Below are 15,495 nucleotides of genomic sequence, written 5' to 3' on the forward strand. Positions count from 1 at the left end.
ATTGGGCAACGGCCGCAAAGACCGCGATATCGTTCAGATCGACCATGCCGAATATTTTTGCACTGCTGGAAAAGTAATTCCATATATTTCCATCTAATCGCGCAATCGGGTGGCAGCCATATTGATCTCACCGAAACCGTCCAACCACGGAGAGATCAGATGACAAACAAAGTCGCCATCGTCACCGGTGCATCCCAGGGCATCGGCGCGGGCCTGGCAAATGCTTTTCTGGCAGAGGGCTATAGCGTCGTCGCGACCTCGCGCAATGTCAGCCGATCGCGCGAAATCACAGAGTCGGACAGACTCGCGCGGGTCGACGGCGATATCGCCGATCCAGCCACGGCCAAACGGGTCGTCGAAACCGCGATCGACCGCTTCGGCTCGATCGGCGCGCTCGTCAACAATGCCGGCATCTTCTTCACCAAGCCCTTTGTCGACTACACGGCTGAGGACTATCGACTGCTGAGCGCCACCAACATCGAGGGCTTCCTGCACCTGACCCAACTGGTCGTCACGCAGATGCTGGCGCAGAAGCGAGGCGGCAGCATCGTCAGCATCACGACGCCGCTCGCCGACCACCCGATCGCAGGCATGAACGCCTCGGTCGCCATGCTGACCAAGGGCGGCATCAACGCGATCTCGAAGAATATCGCCATGGAATACGCAAGGGACGGAATCCGCGTCAACGTCGTGGCACCAGGCGTCGTCGACACACCGCTCCACAAGGACAACCCGAAGGATTTCCTGAGCACGCTCTCGCCGATGCACAGCATTTCCAGTGTCGACGAGATCGTCGATGCCGTGCTGTTCCTGACCAGGGCGCCGCGGATAACCGGTGAGGTGCTGAACGTCGATGGCGGCGCGCACCTGGGGAAATGGTGACCGCAAACGGCACCGGCCGCTTCGCACTCGATCAGTTCGATCAGAAAGAGCGGTTCGTCATTTGCCTGTCACGAACACAAGCTATTGAACAGTCACACCTTCTTGATGACCACGGATGAACTGGCATCGACGGAAGGTGATGAGGAAGGTCGGGTTTGCCCCGGCCTTTTTTGTTTTGGCCCTTCTTGTTTCGGCCAGGGCCTACGGCGCCGCCGCAGCCTGCTCGGGCAGATAGCGTTCCTGCCCCATTACCATGACCGCTCGAACCACGAGGATGGAAACCACGGCGACCATTGCGCCGGCGATCACATCGCTCAAATGATGCCCGCCCTCCGGCAGCGTGCCGACGATCATTACGGCATTCAAAACCGCGATCGGGGCAGCAACCCAGCGAAGTCTGCGCAAGGAATAGACGATCATGATCCCGACGGCCGTGTGGTAGGAAGGGAAGGTCACAAGGCCTTGCGCATTTGCAACGAAGAGGTTGAAGCTTTCCCCGGACCTCAGCCTCAGCAGTTCGGAGTAGTGCCACATCCCGGCTTGCGCCGTGAAAGCGTCGAAGGTTTCGGGCGCAGGATCGAAATAGGCATAGGCGCCGGCGGCTGGAAACATCGCCATCAACAGGCCGGTAAACACCGAGGACACCGCAAGCAGCGCGACGAACTCCAAAGCTTTGTCTGCTCGGCGAACCGCACTATACAGCAGAAACAGCCCAATCACCTGAGGCGTCAGACTGTGATAGGCAATCACCAGTGCCCAGGCGACTGGCGGGGACCCATTTGTCGTCTCCAGAAACGAACGCCAATCGAATCCGAGTGTCGCATCGAGTGCCGCCAAGTTGCCATCGACCAGGGGAACCTGGGTCGCCGAGGCGATATACATGAAGATCGCACTGACGAATCCGAGCGGCAAGAAGATCATGGAGACTGCGGCCAGCACAATCAGGCTTTCGGCGGCCCAGCGCATCGCTCGGGCCGCCCAAGAGCTTTCGTCGCGCAGGCGGTAAAGGACAAGTCTGCCGATGAGATAGGCGGCTAATGCGGCCGAGGCCGCCTTTGCCAGGCGACCAAAGTTTCGCGGATCAAGGCTGATTGTTGAAACCGGCAGCCACACAACATCGATCACCGCGAACAATAGAGTCACGGCAACGATGATCGAAACCAAACGACGATTAGCCCCCATGTCGACATAGAACCATTCTTTGCCAATACCGGCAATACTTGGTTCAACTGGCAACTCAATCATCCGGCCTGCATACGCGCAGGCGATGGCCATCCGGGTCGAACGCGACGAAGGTGCGGCCGAAAACGGCCGTTTTCAACTCCTGCTCGATCGTGATCCCTTTGCCTCGCCAGCCATCATACAGGCGCTCGACCTCGGCATCGTCCTTTACCATGAAGGCGAGTTCCGAACGGTGCCCGCTGCCGGAAGAGACAAAGTCCCTCGCCTCCGTGGACCAGAGGCTGAAGGTCAGGCCGTTTTCGAGCGCGAAGGCGACATAGGTCGGGAAGGACACAACGGGTTCGCGCCCAAAGAGGTCGGTATAGAACGCAGCACTTTTTGCCGGGTCGTTCACATAGAGCAGGATGAGGTTCGGTGAAAGCATCGTCGGATCTCCTTTTCGATGCCCGGAACCTAGGCGTTGCCGCTGTCAGATTTTGTCAGCATGCAGCGCATAGCCAAAGGCCGCCGGGCCTTGCGATCCGGCGGCCTTTCGCTGGAAGGCGGCACGTCAGAAGACGGCCAGGTATTTCAACAGAGAGATGATGCCGATGATGATCACGATGGTCTGGACGATCTGTTTGGCGCGCGCGTCGAGCGGCAACCGCTGGACGAGATAAAGCACCAAAACGATGACAAGGAACGTAATCAGGATTCCGATAAGCAGCCCCATGGATCAACTCCCTTTTCACAACGACAACGCGATGGCGCCGGAATTGTAACTATGGAGCGCGGGCAAAAGTTCCGAATTCTCCGCCAACTTCTTTGGCCGGGTCGAAAAATACGGTTGCCGGGAGGTCTGCCTCAGGTCGCCGGCTTGCAGGCGATACCCTGGTCTTCGTCGCCCTTCGTCGCGTCGAACAGTGTCGCTTCGTCGCCCTTGGTCCACCAGATGTACTGGCCGCCGGCATATTTCGCGCCGGAAGCAGCAATCACATTGGAGGCGACGACAAAGGTGCCGTCGATCGTGAAGGTCACCAGTGAAATCGGACCGGCATTGATGTACTCCGCTTCGACGGCCTTGCCGCCGCAGTCGTAGCGCATCGTTTGCCGATCGACCGCACCGGCCCCCGGAACGCGGAAGGTCACGTCAGCCCCTTCGGAACCGGCCGCCATCAACGCGAGCTTGATCGCAGTCCTGCCCTCCGGCTTGTTGAGCACGAGCTTGGAGCCCTCGACGGTCCAGGAGAGTTCGCTGCGAAGCGCCTCCAGGAATTTCTGCTCCTGGGTCATCGCCGCCGGCACACACATCTTGCGCGTTGCAGCAGCGGGACCAAAGGTGATCTTCGAGCCCGAAAGGCTGAAGGTGCCGGTGAAATGGTTGCAGCCGGCCATGCCGCCATACGTGCCGTCCTCGCGGATTTCGAGCGTCGATTGCAGATTGTCTATCACGCCGCCGCCACCGATATCCTCGGCAAGCCAGGTGCCGACGAGCTGCTGTGGCACGTCTTCGGCCGCAACGGGCTGCATCGAGGCCATCTCGATGGTCACGCAAGCGCAGGAAACGGCGGTAATGACTTTCAGCATCGCGAATTCCTTCCAGCGTCGACTCAAGGATGCCCGATTCTTAGCCCGTAGACGCGACGGATTGAAGGCCGCGCCCTTGTTGCCGGCGAAATTCGCCTGTAGAGCCTAGCGCACAACATAAAAAAACTCGGATCGATCTCGCGAAGATCACGTGTGCGCGGCGAAAGCTGCGCCTGCACCCCGTCCGAAAAGAAGAACATGGGTATTGGCATGGCATCCCGCGACAGTGCGAAGCGCCGACTGACGATTCTCGGCTCGACCGGCTCGATCGGCACCAACACGCTCGACGTCATCGAGCGCCTCGGCGGCCGTGAGCAGTTCGACGTCGTTGCCGTCACCGGCAACGGCAACATTCCCCTGCTCGCCGAGCAGGCCGTGAAGGTTGGTGCAGAGCTCGCCGTCACCGCCAACGAAAACCAATACGAAAACCTGAAGGAAGCACTTGCCGGCACCGGCATTGCCGTTGCCGCCGGCAAGACCGGGCTGATTGAAGCGGCCGAATGTGACGCAGACTGGGTGATGGCGGCCATTGTCGGCAATGCCGGCCTTGCCCCGACGCTCGCCGCCGCGCGCCGCGGCGCAGACATCGCGCTTGCCAACAAGGAGTGCCTGGTTTCCGCCGGCAACCTGTTCATCGAAGCGGTGAAGAAGGGCGGCGGCCGGCTGCTGCCGGTCGACAGCGAACACAACGCCATCTTCCAGGTGCTGGAAGAGCACCAGCGCCACGCGGTCGAGCGCATTATCCTGACGGCGTCGGGCGGCCCCTTCCGCACCAAGTCGCTCGAGGAGATGCGCCACGTGACCGCGGACGTGGCCCGCGCGCACCCGAACTGGTCGATGGGGCTGAAGATCTCGATCGACAGCGCCTCGATGTTCAACAAGGCACTGGAGATGATCGAGGCGAAGCACCTCTTTGCGCTGAAGCCGGAACAGGTGGAAGTGATCGTGCACCCGCAGTCGGTCATCCACTCGATGGTCGGCTACACCGACGGCTCGGTGCTGGCGCAGCTCGGCTGCCCGGACATGCGCACCGCCATCGGCTATGCACTCTCCTATCCGAGCCGCTGCAACCTGCCGATCGAACGGCTCGATTTCGCCAAGCTGTCGCGGCTCGATTTCGAAGCGCCGGACGAAGTGCGCTTCCCGGCCATCCGCCTGGCGCGCCGCGCCATGGTCGAAGGCGGTGTTCAGGGCGCCGTGCTCAACGGCGCCAAGGAAACGGCGCTCGACGCCTTCATTGCCGGCCGCACCGGCTTTCTCGCCATGGCAGAGATCGTCGAAAAGGTCATGGACAGGCTCGCCGATCTGCCGGCCGCCGCGTCGATGGACGACGTTTTCGCTGCCGACGAAAAAGCCCGGCAACTGGCGGCCGGGCTTCTTCAGTAGTCCATTTTTTTCGACCGGCGCACCCGGCGCCGGCTTGATTGGCCTCAGGCCACGGCGCGGGCCAGCGCACAGCGCGACCACAGCGAATGCAGCGCGCCGACGAGGTGATCGATGTCGGCGTCCGAGTGCAGAGGCGTCGGGGTGATGCGCAGACGCTCGGTCTTCTTCGGCACCGTTGGATAGTTGATCGGCTGAACGTAGACTCCGAAGTTGTCGAGCAGCAGGTCGGAGATCCACTTGCACTTGGCAGCATCGCCGACCATGACCGGCACGATATGGCTCGGGTTCGGCATATGCGGAATGCCACGCTGGTCGAGCAGCGAACGAAGGCGACGCACGCGCTCCTGGTGCGCGAAGCGCTCGACCTGGCTTTCCTTCAGATGACGGATCGAGGCGAGCGCGCCGGCCGCAAGCGTCGGCGGCAGCGCCGTCGTGAAGATGAAGCCGGAAGCAAACGAGCGGATGAAGTCGCAGAGCGCCGCGGAGCCGGTGATGTAGCCGCCCATGACGCCGAAGGCCTTGCCGAGCGTGCCCTCGATGACCGTCAGGCGGTGCATCAGGCCTTCGCGCTCGGCAATGCCGCCGCCGCGCGGACCGTACATGCCGACGGCATGGACTTCGTCGAGATAGGTCATGGCGCCGTACTTGTCGGCGAGGTCGCAGAATTCCTTGATCGGCGCGATGTCGCCGTCCATGGAATAGACGGACTCGAAGGCAATGAGCTTCGGCGCGCGCGGATCGGCGGCGGCGAGCTTTGCTTCGAGGTCAGCGACAGAATTGTGCTTGAAGATGACGCGCTCGCACTTGGAGTGACGGATTCCCTCAATCATCGAAGCGTGATTCCCGGCGTCCGAGAAGACGATGACGCCAGGAATCTTGGAACAGAGCGTACCAAGGGCGGCCCAGTTGGACACGTATCCCGAGGTAAACAGCAGCGCCGATTCCTTGCCGTGCAGGTCCGCGAGCTCGCGCTCAAGCAGGACGTGGTAGTGGTTGGTACCGGAGATGTTGCGGGTTCCGCCGGCGCCGGCGCCGCATTCGTCGATGGCGTGCTTCATCGCCTCGGTGACGACAGAATGCTGGCCCATGCCGAGATAGTCGTTCGAGCACCAGACGGTGACTTCCTGAACGCCCGCAGCCGTATGGCGCGCTGCCTTCGGGAAGTTGCCGCGATGACGGGCGAGGTCCGCGAAAACCCGGTAGCGGCCTTCCTGATGCAGCCCGTCCAGCTCGTTCTTAAAGAAATTCTCGAAATCCATCATTTTCTCCAGTGCCCGGTCGCTTTTCTTGATTCAAAGCGACCTGGGGTCAACCTCGGAATGCTCGGCATCTGCCAACTGCGGCAAAAGGCCCCTGAAGCGCTGCGCGTCCAATGAATGCATCACGGATGATCTAGCATTTTCGGGCCGAAGCATCTTCGCTGCTTTCACGGAAACCATTTCAAACCAGACAGCCCTAGTTTTGAAACATTCCAAAGAAAGCCTTAGCGCATGTTCATTCCTGCAAGCTTGATCGAAGTCAAGCAAGGATGAAAAAAGGACGGCCGAAACCGTCCTTTTTTGCTGTTCGCATTGGCGATGTCGACGCCGTTCAAGCCGCCGCCACGGCGCGCTTGGCCATGACCTTCACCAGGTTGGCGCGATAGGCCGCATCGGCGTGAATGTCGGAGAGCAGGTCCGAAGCATCGACGCTGATATTGGCGAGCGCATCCGGCGACCAGTTGGCCGAAAGTGCCGCTTCCATGTCCGACTGGCGAAAGACACCGTTTGCACCGGCACCGGTCACAGCCACACGAACCTCGCCATTATCCCGCCTCGCTACGAAGACGCCGGTCATCGCATAGCGCGATGCCGGATTGGCGAATTTCTGGTAGGCGGCCTTCGCCGGAGCGTCGAAGCTGATCGCGACGACGATTTCACTGTCTTCCAGCGCCGTTTCGAAGAGGCCGGCGAAAAAATCGTCCGCCGCGATCTCGCGCCTGTTGGTCACGATCGTAGCGCCAAGCGCCAGCATCGCCGCCGGATAGTCGGCCGCCGGGTCGTTGTTGGCGATGGAGCCGCCGATCGTACCCATGTGCCGCACGTGCGGGTCGCCGATGTGACTGGCAAGGTTGCAGATCGCCGGACAAACGGCTCTGAGCGCCGCCGACGAGGCCACGTCATAATGGGTCGTGGCCGCGCCGATCCGCACCGATCGGCCGGAGACCGTGATGCCCTGCATCTCGGCGATATGGCGAAGGTCGATCAGGTCGCTAGGTGCGGCCAGCCGCTGCTTCATCGTCGGGATCAGCGTCATGCCGCCGGAGACATATTTGCCTTCGCCGGCCGCTTCCATTCGGCTGACGGCATCCTGAACCGAGGACGCCCGGTGATATTGGGTCTCGTACATGAGTGTCCTCCTCAGTTGGCCGCGTTGGCCGCCGCCCACACCTTGTGCGGTGTCGCCGGCATGGTGAGCGCGTTGTTGCCGATGGCATCGGTGATGGCGTTGATCAGCGCCGGTGGCGAGCCGATCGCGCCGGCCTCGCCGCAGCCCTTGATCCCCAGCGGATTGTTCGGGCAGGGCGTGTTCGAGGTCGAGACCTGGAACGACGGCAAGTCGTCGGCGCGCGGCATGGCGTAGTCCATGTAGCTCGCCGTCAGAAGCTGGCCCGAGGCATCATAGTGCACGCCTTCGAGCAGCGCCTGGCCGATGCCCTGCGCCAGCCCGCCATGCACCTGTCCCTCGACGATCATCGGGTTGATGATGTTGCCGAAGTCGTCGGCGGCGACGAACTGGATGATCTTGGTTCGGCCCGTCTCCGGATCGACCTCCACCTCGCAGATGTAGCAACCGGCCGGGAAGGTGAAGTTGGCCGGGTCGTAGAAGGCACCCTCCTTCAACCCCGGCTCCATGCCTGCCGGCAGATTGTGGGCGGTATAGGCGGCAAGCGCCATCTGGAACCACGGCACCGCCTTGTCGGTACCGGCGACCTTTAGTTCGCCGTTTTCGATGACGATGTCGCTCTCGTCCGCTTCCATCAGATGCGCAGCGATTTTCTTCGCCTTGGCCTCCACCTTGTCGAGCGCCTTGACGACGGCCGACATGCCGACGGCGCCGGAACGGGAACCATAGGTGCCCATGCCCATCTGTACCTTGTCGGTATCGCCATGCACGATGTTGACGCTGTCGAGCGGCACGCCGAAGCGGTCGGCGACGAGCTGGGCAAAGGTCGTCTCGTGGCCCTGGCCGTGGCTGTGCGAGCCGGTCAGGACCTCAATCGTGCCGACGGCATTGACCCGCACCTCGGCCGATTCCCAAAGCCCGACGCCGGCGCCGAGCGAACCCACCGCTGCCGACGGCGCGATGCCGCAGGCCTCGATGTAGCAGCTCATGCCGATGCCGCGCTTCATGCCGCGGCCAGCGGCTTCCGCCTTGCGCGCGGCAAAGCCGTTCCAGTCGGCCGCCTTCATCGCCGCTTCGAGCGAGGCGTCGTAGTCGCCGGCGTCATAGTTCATGATGACAGGCGTCTGGTGCGGGAAGGAGCGGATGAAATTGACCCGACGCAATTCCGCAGGCGAGACGCCGAGTTCGCGTGCCGCCGTCTCCATCGTGCGTTCGAGCAGGTACGTTGCCTCCGGCCGCCCGGCACCGCGATAGGCATCGACCGGCGCCGTGTTGGTGTAGACCGTGCGGACGTTCGCATGGATCGCCGGGATGTCATATTGCCCTGACAGTAGCGTCGCATAGAGATAGGTCGGCACCGCCGAGGAGAAGAGCGACATATAGGCGCCGAGATTGGCGATCGTGTCGACCTTGAGCCCGATGATACGATTGTTCGCATCGAACGCCATCTTCACTTTCGACACATGGTCGCGGCCATGCGCATCGGTCAGGAATGCCTCGGTGCGATCCGACGTCCATTTGACCGGCACGCCCGTGCGTTTCGAGGCCCAGAGACAGACGATCTCTTCCGGATAGATGTAGATCTTCGAACCGAAGCCGCCACCGACATCGGGTGCGATGACCCGCAGCTTGTTCTCCGGAGCGACATTATAGAAAGCGCTCATCACCAGCCGCGCCACATGCGGGTTCTGGCTGGTCGTGTAGCAGGTGTAGTGGTCGTCGCCGGCGTCATAGATGCCGAGCGCCGCGCGCGGCTCCATCGGGTTGGGCGAGAGCCGGTTGTTGTGGATCGTGATCTCGGTGACGTGCGCCGCAGCGGCGATCGCCTTGTCGGTATCCGTTTCGTCACCGATCTGCCAGTCGAAGATCAGATTGTTCGGTGCCTCCGGGTGAAGCTGCGGCTGCCCTGCCTCCAGCGCCCTGGACGCATCGGTCACCACGGGAAGCTCCTGGTAATCGACGACGACGGCCTCGGCCGCGTCACGCGCCTCGGCAACACTATCGGCAACGACGATTGCAACGGCATCGCCGACATAACGAACAGTTTCATGCGCGAGCGGGCGCCAGGCGCCCATCTTCATCGGCGAGCCATCCTTGGAATGGATCATCCAGCCGCAGATCAGGTTGCCGATGCCATCGGCGAGGATCTGCTTGCCGTCGAGCACGTCGATCACGCCGGGCATGCCCTTGGCCGCAGACGCATCCACCTTCAGGATCTTCGCATGCGCATGCGGGCTGCGTACGAAGACTGCATATTTCATGCCCGGCACGGACATGTCGTCCGTATAGCGGCCCTTGCCGGTCAGGAACCGCTTGTCCTCCTTGCGCGCCACGCGCGCGCCAATGCCTTCAACTCCCATTGCCGATCTCCTCCCGAGATTTCCAGCGACAGTCCTTCGATGACATGCAGGGCGACGCCTTGTCCGCCCTCATCGGGCCGCTACTCCGCGGCCACCCGGGCGCCGCTCATCTCGGCGGCAGCGGCAAGGATTGCCTTGACGATATTGTGGTAGCCGGTGCAGCGACAGATGTTGCCTTCGAGCTCGGCGCGCACCGTCGCCTCGTCCAATTGGCCCTGATGCCGGCGGATCATGTCGACGGCGGTCATCACCATGCCGGGCGTGCAGAAGCCGCATTGCAGGCCGTGATTGGCCTTGAACGCTGCCTGCACCGGATGCAGTTCGCCGTCCGCCGCCAACCCTTCGATGGTGGTGATCGTGGACCCTGCCGCCTGCGCGGCGAGGATGGAACAGCTTTTGACCGATTTTCCGTCCATATGCATGACGCAGGCGCCGCACTGCGAGGTATCGCAGCCCACATGGGTGCCCGTCAGTCCAAGATTTTCACGTATGAATTGCACCAGCAGTGTGCGGTCATCGCAATGCCCGCTCACCTGACGGCCGTTGACCGTCATTGTCACTTTCGCCATTTCGCTCCTCCGGGGTCGGTCAATGCCAACACGAGCGCGGCCAAAAAGTCGGGTGAGATGGTTCACGCGACTAGGATACGCGCCAACTGATATCGATGCCCTTCGCCCACGGATCCACTCCTCCCGGATTTCGCAGGCTTGTTTGTATCATTTGTCTTTTTTTGGAATGCCGCAACCGCTACGGCTCATCGGACGACAAAATTTTTCCACGCCGGTTGTATCTGCGGGAACTGCGCCTTCATCTCCCGTTCAGGAACGATATCATTATCTTGCGCGCCGGAAGAAGCCGCAGGCCCCGTAGACTTTCAATGGGGACCGCGTATTTTCCGAACTGCAAGTTCAGGTGGAGCGGGATGATCCCGGCTCCGCCATCATCCAAGTACGGACACAGCAACAGGCTGAGATCCGTAGAGATCGGAGAGGACAACATGAAGAAAGCCATCGCACTTGTGCTGGTCGCCCTGTCGGTCGCAAGCTGCACCCAGACGGAAAAGGGCGCCGGCATCGGTGCCGTTTCCGGCGCGATCATCGGCGGCGCGGTCACCGGCGACGTCCGTGGCGCAGCGGTCGGTGCGGCCATCGGCGGCGTTTCCGGCGCTGTCATCGGCCATGTCACGGAACAGCCGGGCCAGTGCTACTACCGCGACCGCTACGGCCGCCGCTACATCGACTCCTGCCCGCGCTAAGGCGTGGCAAAGACGATCGTCCTCCGGCGTGGCGCAAGCCCGCCGGAGGATCCGTTCACCCCCTCATGGCGGATAGCCTGAGGGGGTTTTTCGTTTCGGGTGTCCGGCAAATCCGGGCATGGCCCAAGAAATGATCCGGCGTGCGCAAACCGGGTGGTTATCGTCCACGCAAATCCGTCTGCTGTCCTCGAGATGTCATAATCGAGGTCATTCCATGTCGAAAATACCAAGCACTCCATTGCCGTCAGCCTTCAAGCGGATCGGCTGGTCCAACCTGTTCGCGCAGTTCTCGGAGCAGATGGCGCTGGCGGCCGCCCCACTTGCGGCGGTGCTTCTGCTTGCCGCCGGCCCGGCCGAGACCGGATGGCTGCAGATGGCGCAGACGCTTCCGTTCCTCCTGCTCTCCATCCCGGCCGGCCTGGTCGCTGATCGCGCCTCCCGACGCCAGCTGATGGTCACCTCGGAAATGCTGCGCGCGCTGTCGCTGGTCGCCACGCTGCTGCTGATGCTCAGCGGCCTGTTGACCCTGCCGCTTCTGGCCGTGATGGGTTTCGTCGGCGCCATCGGTACCGTCTGCTACAATGTCGCGGCCCCCGCTCTGATCCCGGCGATCGTTCCCCGCAACCAACTGGCCGATGCCAATCGCTGGCTGGAGCTCGCCCGCAGCCTTGCCTATTCCGGCGGGCCGGCAATCGGCGGCGCAATCGTCGCTTGGACCGGCGCGTCGCTCGCCTATGTCGCCGCCACCTCGCTTTCTCTTCTCTCCGTCGTCCTGCTTGCTGGCCTCGGTGATCACCACCAGCCGAGCAGCCCCAAGCGCAAGCTTCTTCAGGATCTGGTCGAAGGCGCACGCTTCCTTGCCGGCCACACACTGCTCAGGCCCATTCTCGTCACGGCGATCGTCTTCAATACGGCATGGTTCGTGCTGCAGGCGGTCTATGTTGCCTATGCCATTCACACCCTCGGCCTGACGGCGGCCGGCGTCGGCATCACGCTTGGCATCTATGGCGCCGGGATGATGATCGGTGCCTTCGCCGCACCTGCCATTGCGCGCCGCATCCCGTTCGGGGTGATGATTGCGCTTGGTCCGCTCGGCGGGTTGGCAGCGGCCGCCGTGATGCTCTCGACGATCTGGGTACCCTCCGGCGCGCTTGCCGGGTTGAGCTTCTTTTTGTTCGGCACCGGCCCGGTTCTCTGGTCGATAGCGACCCTCACATTGCGCCAGGCTGTCACGCCGAATGCGATGCTCGGGCGTGTATCCGCCTTCATCACCACGGCCACCTTCGGCGCTCGGCCGATCGGCGCAGCGCTTGGGGCGGTCGTCGCCACGCGCTTCGGCGTCGAGGCATGTCTGGCCGTTGCTGCCGCAGGTTTTTTGATCCAGTTTCTCGTCATCATCGCCTCCCGCGTGCCGCAGTTGCGGGCGCTGCCGGAAGCCGCCTAAGCCCGACCAGCCGCAGACAAAGCCAGCCAACCGCCCGGCAAGATGCCGGCGCGCTTGGCTGGCCGCCATCTGTCCAGAGCCTATGGTTGTGCTGCGCAGACAACATTTCGAAGCTTTTTCCGTGAAATCGGCACCGAAAATCGGCATCGGGGGTGGATGCAGCCGGCCGTCATCGTTAACAGATGGAAAACCTTAGGCATGCAATAGTGACCCCCGCCGCATATGAAGGCAGTTTGTATTGGGTCGCCTGAAGACGGGATGCGGAAGCGAATGTCCCCACCACGGTCGAGTATTGCGTACTGGAAGGCCGCAACTGCGCTTGCAGTCGCCTTCTCGTTTGCGCTCGGCCCGATTTCCGTCAAAAGCGCCCATGCCTTCAAGCTCTTTGGCATGAAGTTCTTCGAGAGCGACGAAGAGGAAGCGCCGGTCATCGACCCGGTCAACTATACGCTCACCTTCGACGCCGGCACTGAAGACGACGAACTGAAGGAAGCGCTCGAAAACAGCTCTCAGCTTGTCCAGGGGCAGGAAAAGCCCGTCTCCGGCGATCTCGGTCTTGCCATCCGCGCGCGCGACGATCGCGACCGGCTGCTCGCTGCGCTCTACGAAAAGGCCCGCTACGGCGGCACCGTGGCGATCCGCGTCAACGGCCAGGACATCGACAGCCTGCCGCCGGATCCGTCCTTCCCCGACGGGAAGGCGATCCCGGTGACCGTCACCGTCACGCCCGGTCCGGCATTCACGGTCGGATCCGTCAAGTTCGAGGGCGATGCCGCAGGGTTCAACCCTGCTGACTATGGCCTGCCGGCCGGCGGACGCGCAGACTCGACCCTGATCATCAAGGCCGGTGAAAAGGTCGTGAACGACCTGCGCGAACAGGGCCGGCCGATGGCCAAGCTCACCGAACGTAGCGCCGTCGCCAACCACGCCAATTCCACCGTCGACGTCGTCATCGGTGCAAGCGGCGGGCCGGTAGCACCCGTCGGCGATGTCAGCGTGTCAGGCACCAAGACCGTCGACCCCGCTTTCGTGCGCGACTATTCACGCCTCAACGAAGGCCGGCCCTATTCGCCCGAGGATATCCGCAAGGCATCCGAGCGCCTGCGCCAGCTCGGCGTGTTCTCGAGCGTCACGATCAAGGAAGCCAACACGCTGTCGCCGGATGGATCGCTCCCGATGAAGATCGAGGTCTCCGAAGGCAAACACAAATATTTCGGTTTCGGCGCCCAGGTTTCGACCACCGACGGCCTCGGTCTTTCAGGCTACTGGGGACACCGCAACCTCTTCGGGCGGGCGGAATCGCTGCGCATCGAAGGCTCGGTCGACCGCATCGGCGAGACGAAGGAGCTGGACAAGCTCGACTATTCGGTCGGCATCCTCTTCGCCAAGCCCGGCGCCTTCGGCCCCGCCTCGACCTTTACCGCCAGCCTCAAGGCCAACATCCAGGACCCGGATGCCTACCGCGCCAAGATCCTCACGGGCGCCGCCGGTGCAACCTTCGAGCTCTCGGATACCGACACCGTCTCCGGTGGCGGCGAGCTGAGCTGGGCCAATATCGACGACGCCTTCGGCTCGAACTCCTACCTGACGGCCGCCATTCCGCTCGAATATGTGCGCGATACCCGCAACGACAAGCTGAACGCGACCGAAGGCTACCGGGCGATGATCAACGCCAAGCCGAGCTACGAGATCAAGGGCCAGACCTTCTTCTCGTCCTTCGAGGCGTCGGCATCGGGCTACCATGCGCTCGGCGACGAGAAGCGTTTCGTTCTCGCCGGCAAGATCGGCGCCGGCATGCTCGTCGGCGGCAGTGGGCTTGAGGATATCCCGGCAAACCGCCGATTCTATCTCGGCGGCGGCGGCTCGGTGCGCGGCTATTCCTACCAGGAGATCGGCCCGCGCAATTCCGAAAACAGGGAGACCGGGGGGCGTTCCTATGTCAACACCTCGCTCGAAGCCCGCATCGCGGTCACCGACACCATCGGCGTGGTGCCGTTTATCGATGCCGGCACGGTCTCGGCGAACACGACGCCCGACTTCTCCGACATTCGCGCGGGCGCCGGCATCGGCCTGCGCTATGCGACACCCTTCGGCCCCATCCGTCTCGATTTCGCCGTCCCTCTCAACAAGTACCCCGGCGGCACCAAGTACGGAATTTACGCCGGTATCGGCCAATCCTTCTGATTCCTGATTTTGGTGAATCGGACCGATTCCCCTTCAAGGTTCGGCAAATCGCCCTCATCCATTGATAGTTTCGCCCTGTGGCGATTCCGCTGCAGCGCAACTTGCGCTATGGGTAGAGCATGAATCAGGTCGTCCGCTTCCTTCGCGCGACGCTGCGCTATGGCCTTCGAGTGCTTGGCGTGATTGCGGTCGTTGCCCTCCTTCTCGTCGCCTTCGTGGGCTTCACGACTCCTGGCGCCCGCCTCGTCGCCTGGGCAATCGAAAAATATGCGGCAACACCTGACCAGATCGTGCGGATCGCCGACCCGAGCGCGCTCCTGACCGGTGAGTTTGCAGCGGGAAGCATCACGCTCTTCGACGGCCAGGGTGTCTATGCAGAGGTCCGCGACCTCAAGCTCAACTGGTCGCCGGCAGCCCTCCTTTCCTTCCGCTTCGACGCCGCGGCTATCTCCGCCGGCTCGGTGCGTGTCGAACGGCTACCCATCCCCTCGACCGAGACCAAGGAAGTGCGCTCGACCTTCGCGCTTCCAGTCGACGTCAAGATCGACGCGATCGATCTGAAGGAGATCGTCATTGGCAAGGCAATCGCCGGCGAAGACCAGTTCCTGACCGCCGGCGGCAAGATCACTGCGACCAACGAGAGCAGCGCCCGCAGCCTGACCGCGGCCCAGCGCGACCGGCCGGAAGCGCGCGCCGTCGCCGATATCGTCTTTAATCCCGCGGGCAACGAACTGAAGCTCGAAGCGACCGTGGACGAGCCCAACAACGGCGTCCTGGCAAAGCTCCTTCGCCTGCCCAACGAGCCCGCAGTCAACATCAAGCTGACCGGCCAGGGACCGCTTTCCGATTGG

13 protein-coding genes and 1 pseudogene are annotated in these 15,495 nt (G+C 62.5%); 6 read left to right on the top strand and 8 right to left on the bottom strand.

Annotation, left to right across the window (positions count from 1 at the left end; translation table 11 throughout):
* Positions 1 to 159 precede the first annotated feature (159 nt).
* Complete coding sequence (locus tag I8N66_RS30200) at positions 160 to 882, top strand: SDR family oxidoreductase (protein WP_291161987.1); 723 nt, start codon at positions 160 to 162, stop codon at positions 880 to 882.
* Between the two features lie 201 nt (positions 883 to 1,083).
* On the opposite strand, the gene I8N66_RS30205 is transcribed toward I8N66_RS30200, so the two are convergent.
* From I8N66_RS30205 to I8N66_RS30220, 4 genes are all read right to left on the bottom strand, one after another.
* Positions 1,084 to 2,127 (bottom strand): phosphatase PAP2 family protein, encoded by a 1,044-nt coding sequence (locus I8N66_RS30205; RefSeq protein ID WP_291161990.1) that lies wholly within the window; start codon positions 2,125 to 2,127, stop codon positions 1,084 to 1,086.
* Positions 2,120 to 2,488, bottom strand: a complete 369-nt coding sequence (locus tag I8N66_RS30210; protein WP_113541028.1) for a VOC family protein — start codon at positions 2,486 to 2,488, stop codon at positions 2,120 to 2,122. Before I8N66_RS30210 ends, I8N66_RS30205 begins: the two co-directional genes overlap by 8 nt.
* Positions 2,489 to 2,614: 126 nt before the next feature.
* Positions 2,615 to 2,776: a Thivi_2564 family membrane protein gene (locus I8N66_RS30215; RefSeq protein WP_291161994.1), complete on the bottom strand. Its 162-nt coding sequence runs from the start codon at positions 2,774 to 2,776 to the stop codon at positions 2,615 to 2,617.
* 131 nt (positions 2,777 to 2,907) lie between these two features.
* Positions 2,908 to 3,630: an META domain-containing protein gene (locus I8N66_RS30220; RefSeq protein ID WP_291161997.1), complete on the bottom strand. Its 723-nt coding sequence runs from the start codon at positions 3,628 to 3,630 to the stop codon at positions 2,908 to 2,910.
* Between the two features lie 210 nt (positions 3,631 to 3,840).
* Here I8N66_RS30220 and dxr point away from each other — a divergent pair, with 210 nt between their 5' ends.
* Complete coding sequence (gene dxr, locus I8N66_RS30225; RefSeq protein ID WP_291162000.1) at positions 3,841 to 5,016, top strand: 1-deoxy-D-xylulose-5-phosphate reductoisomerase; 1,176 nt, start codon at positions 3,841 to 3,843, stop codon at positions 5,014 to 5,016.
* A gap of 44 nt (positions 5,017 to 5,060) precedes the next feature.
* On the opposite strand, the gene hemA is transcribed toward dxr, so the two are convergent.
* The 4 genes from hemA to I8N66_RS30245 all read right to left on the bottom strand — a co-directional run bounded on the left by hemA (position 5,061) and on the right by I8N66_RS30245 (position 10,330).
* Positions 5,061 to 6,275, bottom strand: a complete 1,215-nt coding sequence (gene hemA, locus I8N66_RS30230) for a 5-aminolevulinate synthase (protein ID WP_291162004.1) — start codon at positions 6,273 to 6,275, stop codon at positions 5,061 to 5,063.
* A 331-nt stretch (positions 6,276 to 6,606) separates the two neighbouring features.
* Complete coding sequence (locus tag I8N66_RS30235; RefSeq protein WP_113541025.1) at positions 6,607 to 7,404, bottom strand: xanthine dehydrogenase family protein subunit M; 798 nt, start codon at positions 7,402 to 7,404, stop codon at positions 6,607 to 6,609.
* An 11-nt stretch (positions 7,405 to 7,415) separates the two neighbouring features.
* A complete protein-coding gene (locus tag I8N66_RS30240; RefSeq protein ID WP_291162008.1) occupies positions 7,416 to 9,761 on the bottom strand; it encodes a xanthine dehydrogenase family protein molybdopterin-binding subunit in 2,346 nt (781 codons plus the stop codon).
* Between the two features lie 80 nt (positions 9,762 to 9,841).
* The gene (locus I8N66_RS30245) at positions 9,842 to 10,330 is read right to left on the bottom strand and encodes a 2Fe-2S iron-sulfur cluster-binding protein (protein WP_291162011.1); all 489 of its coding nucleotides are present in this window, start codon (positions 10,328 to 10,330) and stop codon (positions 9,842 to 9,844) included.
* Positions 10,331 to 10,758: 428 nt separating this feature from the next.
* On the opposite strand from I8N66_RS30245, the gene I8N66_RS30250 reads away from it, so the two are divergent.
* The 4 genes and pseudogenes from I8N66_RS30250 to I8N66_RS30265 form a co-directional block, all read left to right on the top strand.
* Positions 10,759 to 11,016, top strand: a complete 258-nt coding sequence (locus I8N66_RS30250; RefSeq protein ID WP_113541022.1) for a glycine zipper domain-containing protein — start codon at positions 10,759 to 10,761, stop codon at positions 11,014 to 11,016.
* Positions 11,017 to 11,230: 214 nt separating this feature from the next.
* Positions 11,231 to 12,460: an MFS transporter gene (locus I8N66_RS30255; RefSeq protein WP_291162016.1), complete on the top strand. Its 1,230-nt coding sequence runs from the start codon at positions 11,231 to 11,233 to the stop codon at positions 12,458 to 12,460.
* 270 nt (positions 12,461 to 12,730) lie between these two features.
* Complete coding sequence (locus I8N66_RS30260; RefSeq protein WP_113541020.1) at positions 12,731 to 14,644, top strand: autotransporter assembly complex family protein; 1,914 nt, start codon at positions 12,731 to 12,733, stop codon at positions 14,642 to 14,644.
* A 119-nt stretch (positions 14,645 to 14,763) separates the two neighbouring features.
* A pseudogene (locus I8N66_RS30265) lies at positions 14,764 to 15,495 on the top strand (translocation/assembly module TamB); the annotation flags it as partial.

Source organism: Ensifer sp. SSB1, from assembly GCF_016652895.1.
Lineage (GTDB): Bacteria > Pseudomonadota > Alphaproteobacteria > Rhizobiales > Rhizobiaceae > Ensifer.

Bases quoted from the DNA above. Each gene is read 5' to 3' on its own strand.
- I8N66_RS30200 (WP_291161987.1), top strand. From the start codon at position 160: ATGACAAACAAAGTCGCCATCGTCACCGGTGCATCCCAGGGCATCGGC.
- I8N66_RS30205 (WP_291161990.1), bottom strand. From the start codon at position 2,127: ATGATTGAGTTGCCAGTTGAACCAAGTATTGCCGGTATTGGCAAAGAA.
- I8N66_RS30210 (WP_113541028.1), bottom strand. From the start codon at position 2,488: ATGCTTTCACCGAACCTCATCCTGCTCTATGTGAACGACCCGGCAAAA.
- I8N66_RS30215 (WP_291161994.1), bottom strand. From the start codon at position 2,776: ATGGGGCTGCTTATCGGAATCCTGATTACGTTCCTTGTCATCGTTTTG.
- I8N66_RS30220 (WP_291161997.1), bottom strand. From the start codon at position 3,630: ATGCTGAAAGTCATTACCGCCGTTTCCTGCGCTTGCGTGACCATCGAG.
- dxr (WP_291162000.1), top strand. From the start codon at position 3,841: ATGGCATCCCGCGACAGTGCGAAGCGCCGACTGACGATTCTCGGCTCG.
- hemA (WP_291162004.1), bottom strand. From the start codon at position 6,275: ATGGATTTCGAGAATTTCTTTAAGAACGAGCTGGACGGGCTGCATCAG.
- I8N66_RS30235 (WP_113541025.1), bottom strand. From the start codon at position 7,404: ATGTACGAGACCCAATATCACCGGGCGTCCTCGGTTCAGGATGCCGTC.
- I8N66_RS30240 (WP_291162008.1), bottom strand. From the start codon at position 9,761: ATGGGAGTTGAAGGCATTGGCGCGCGCGTGGCGCGCAAGGAGGACAAG.
- I8N66_RS30245 (WP_291162011.1), bottom strand. From the start codon at position 10,330: ATGGCGAAAGTGACAATGACGGTCAACGGCCGTCAGGTGAGCGGGCAT.
- I8N66_RS30250 (WP_113541022.1), top strand. From the start codon at position 10,759: ATGAAGAAAGCCATCGCACTTGTGCTGGTCGCCCTGTCGGTCGCAAGC.
- I8N66_RS30255 (WP_291162016.1), top strand. From the start codon at position 11,231: ATGTCGAAAATACCAAGCACTCCATTGCCGTCAGCCTTCAAGCGGATC.
- I8N66_RS30260 (WP_113541020.1), top strand. From the start codon at position 12,731: ATGTCCCCACCACGGTCGAGTATTGCGTACTGGAAGGCCGCAACTGCG.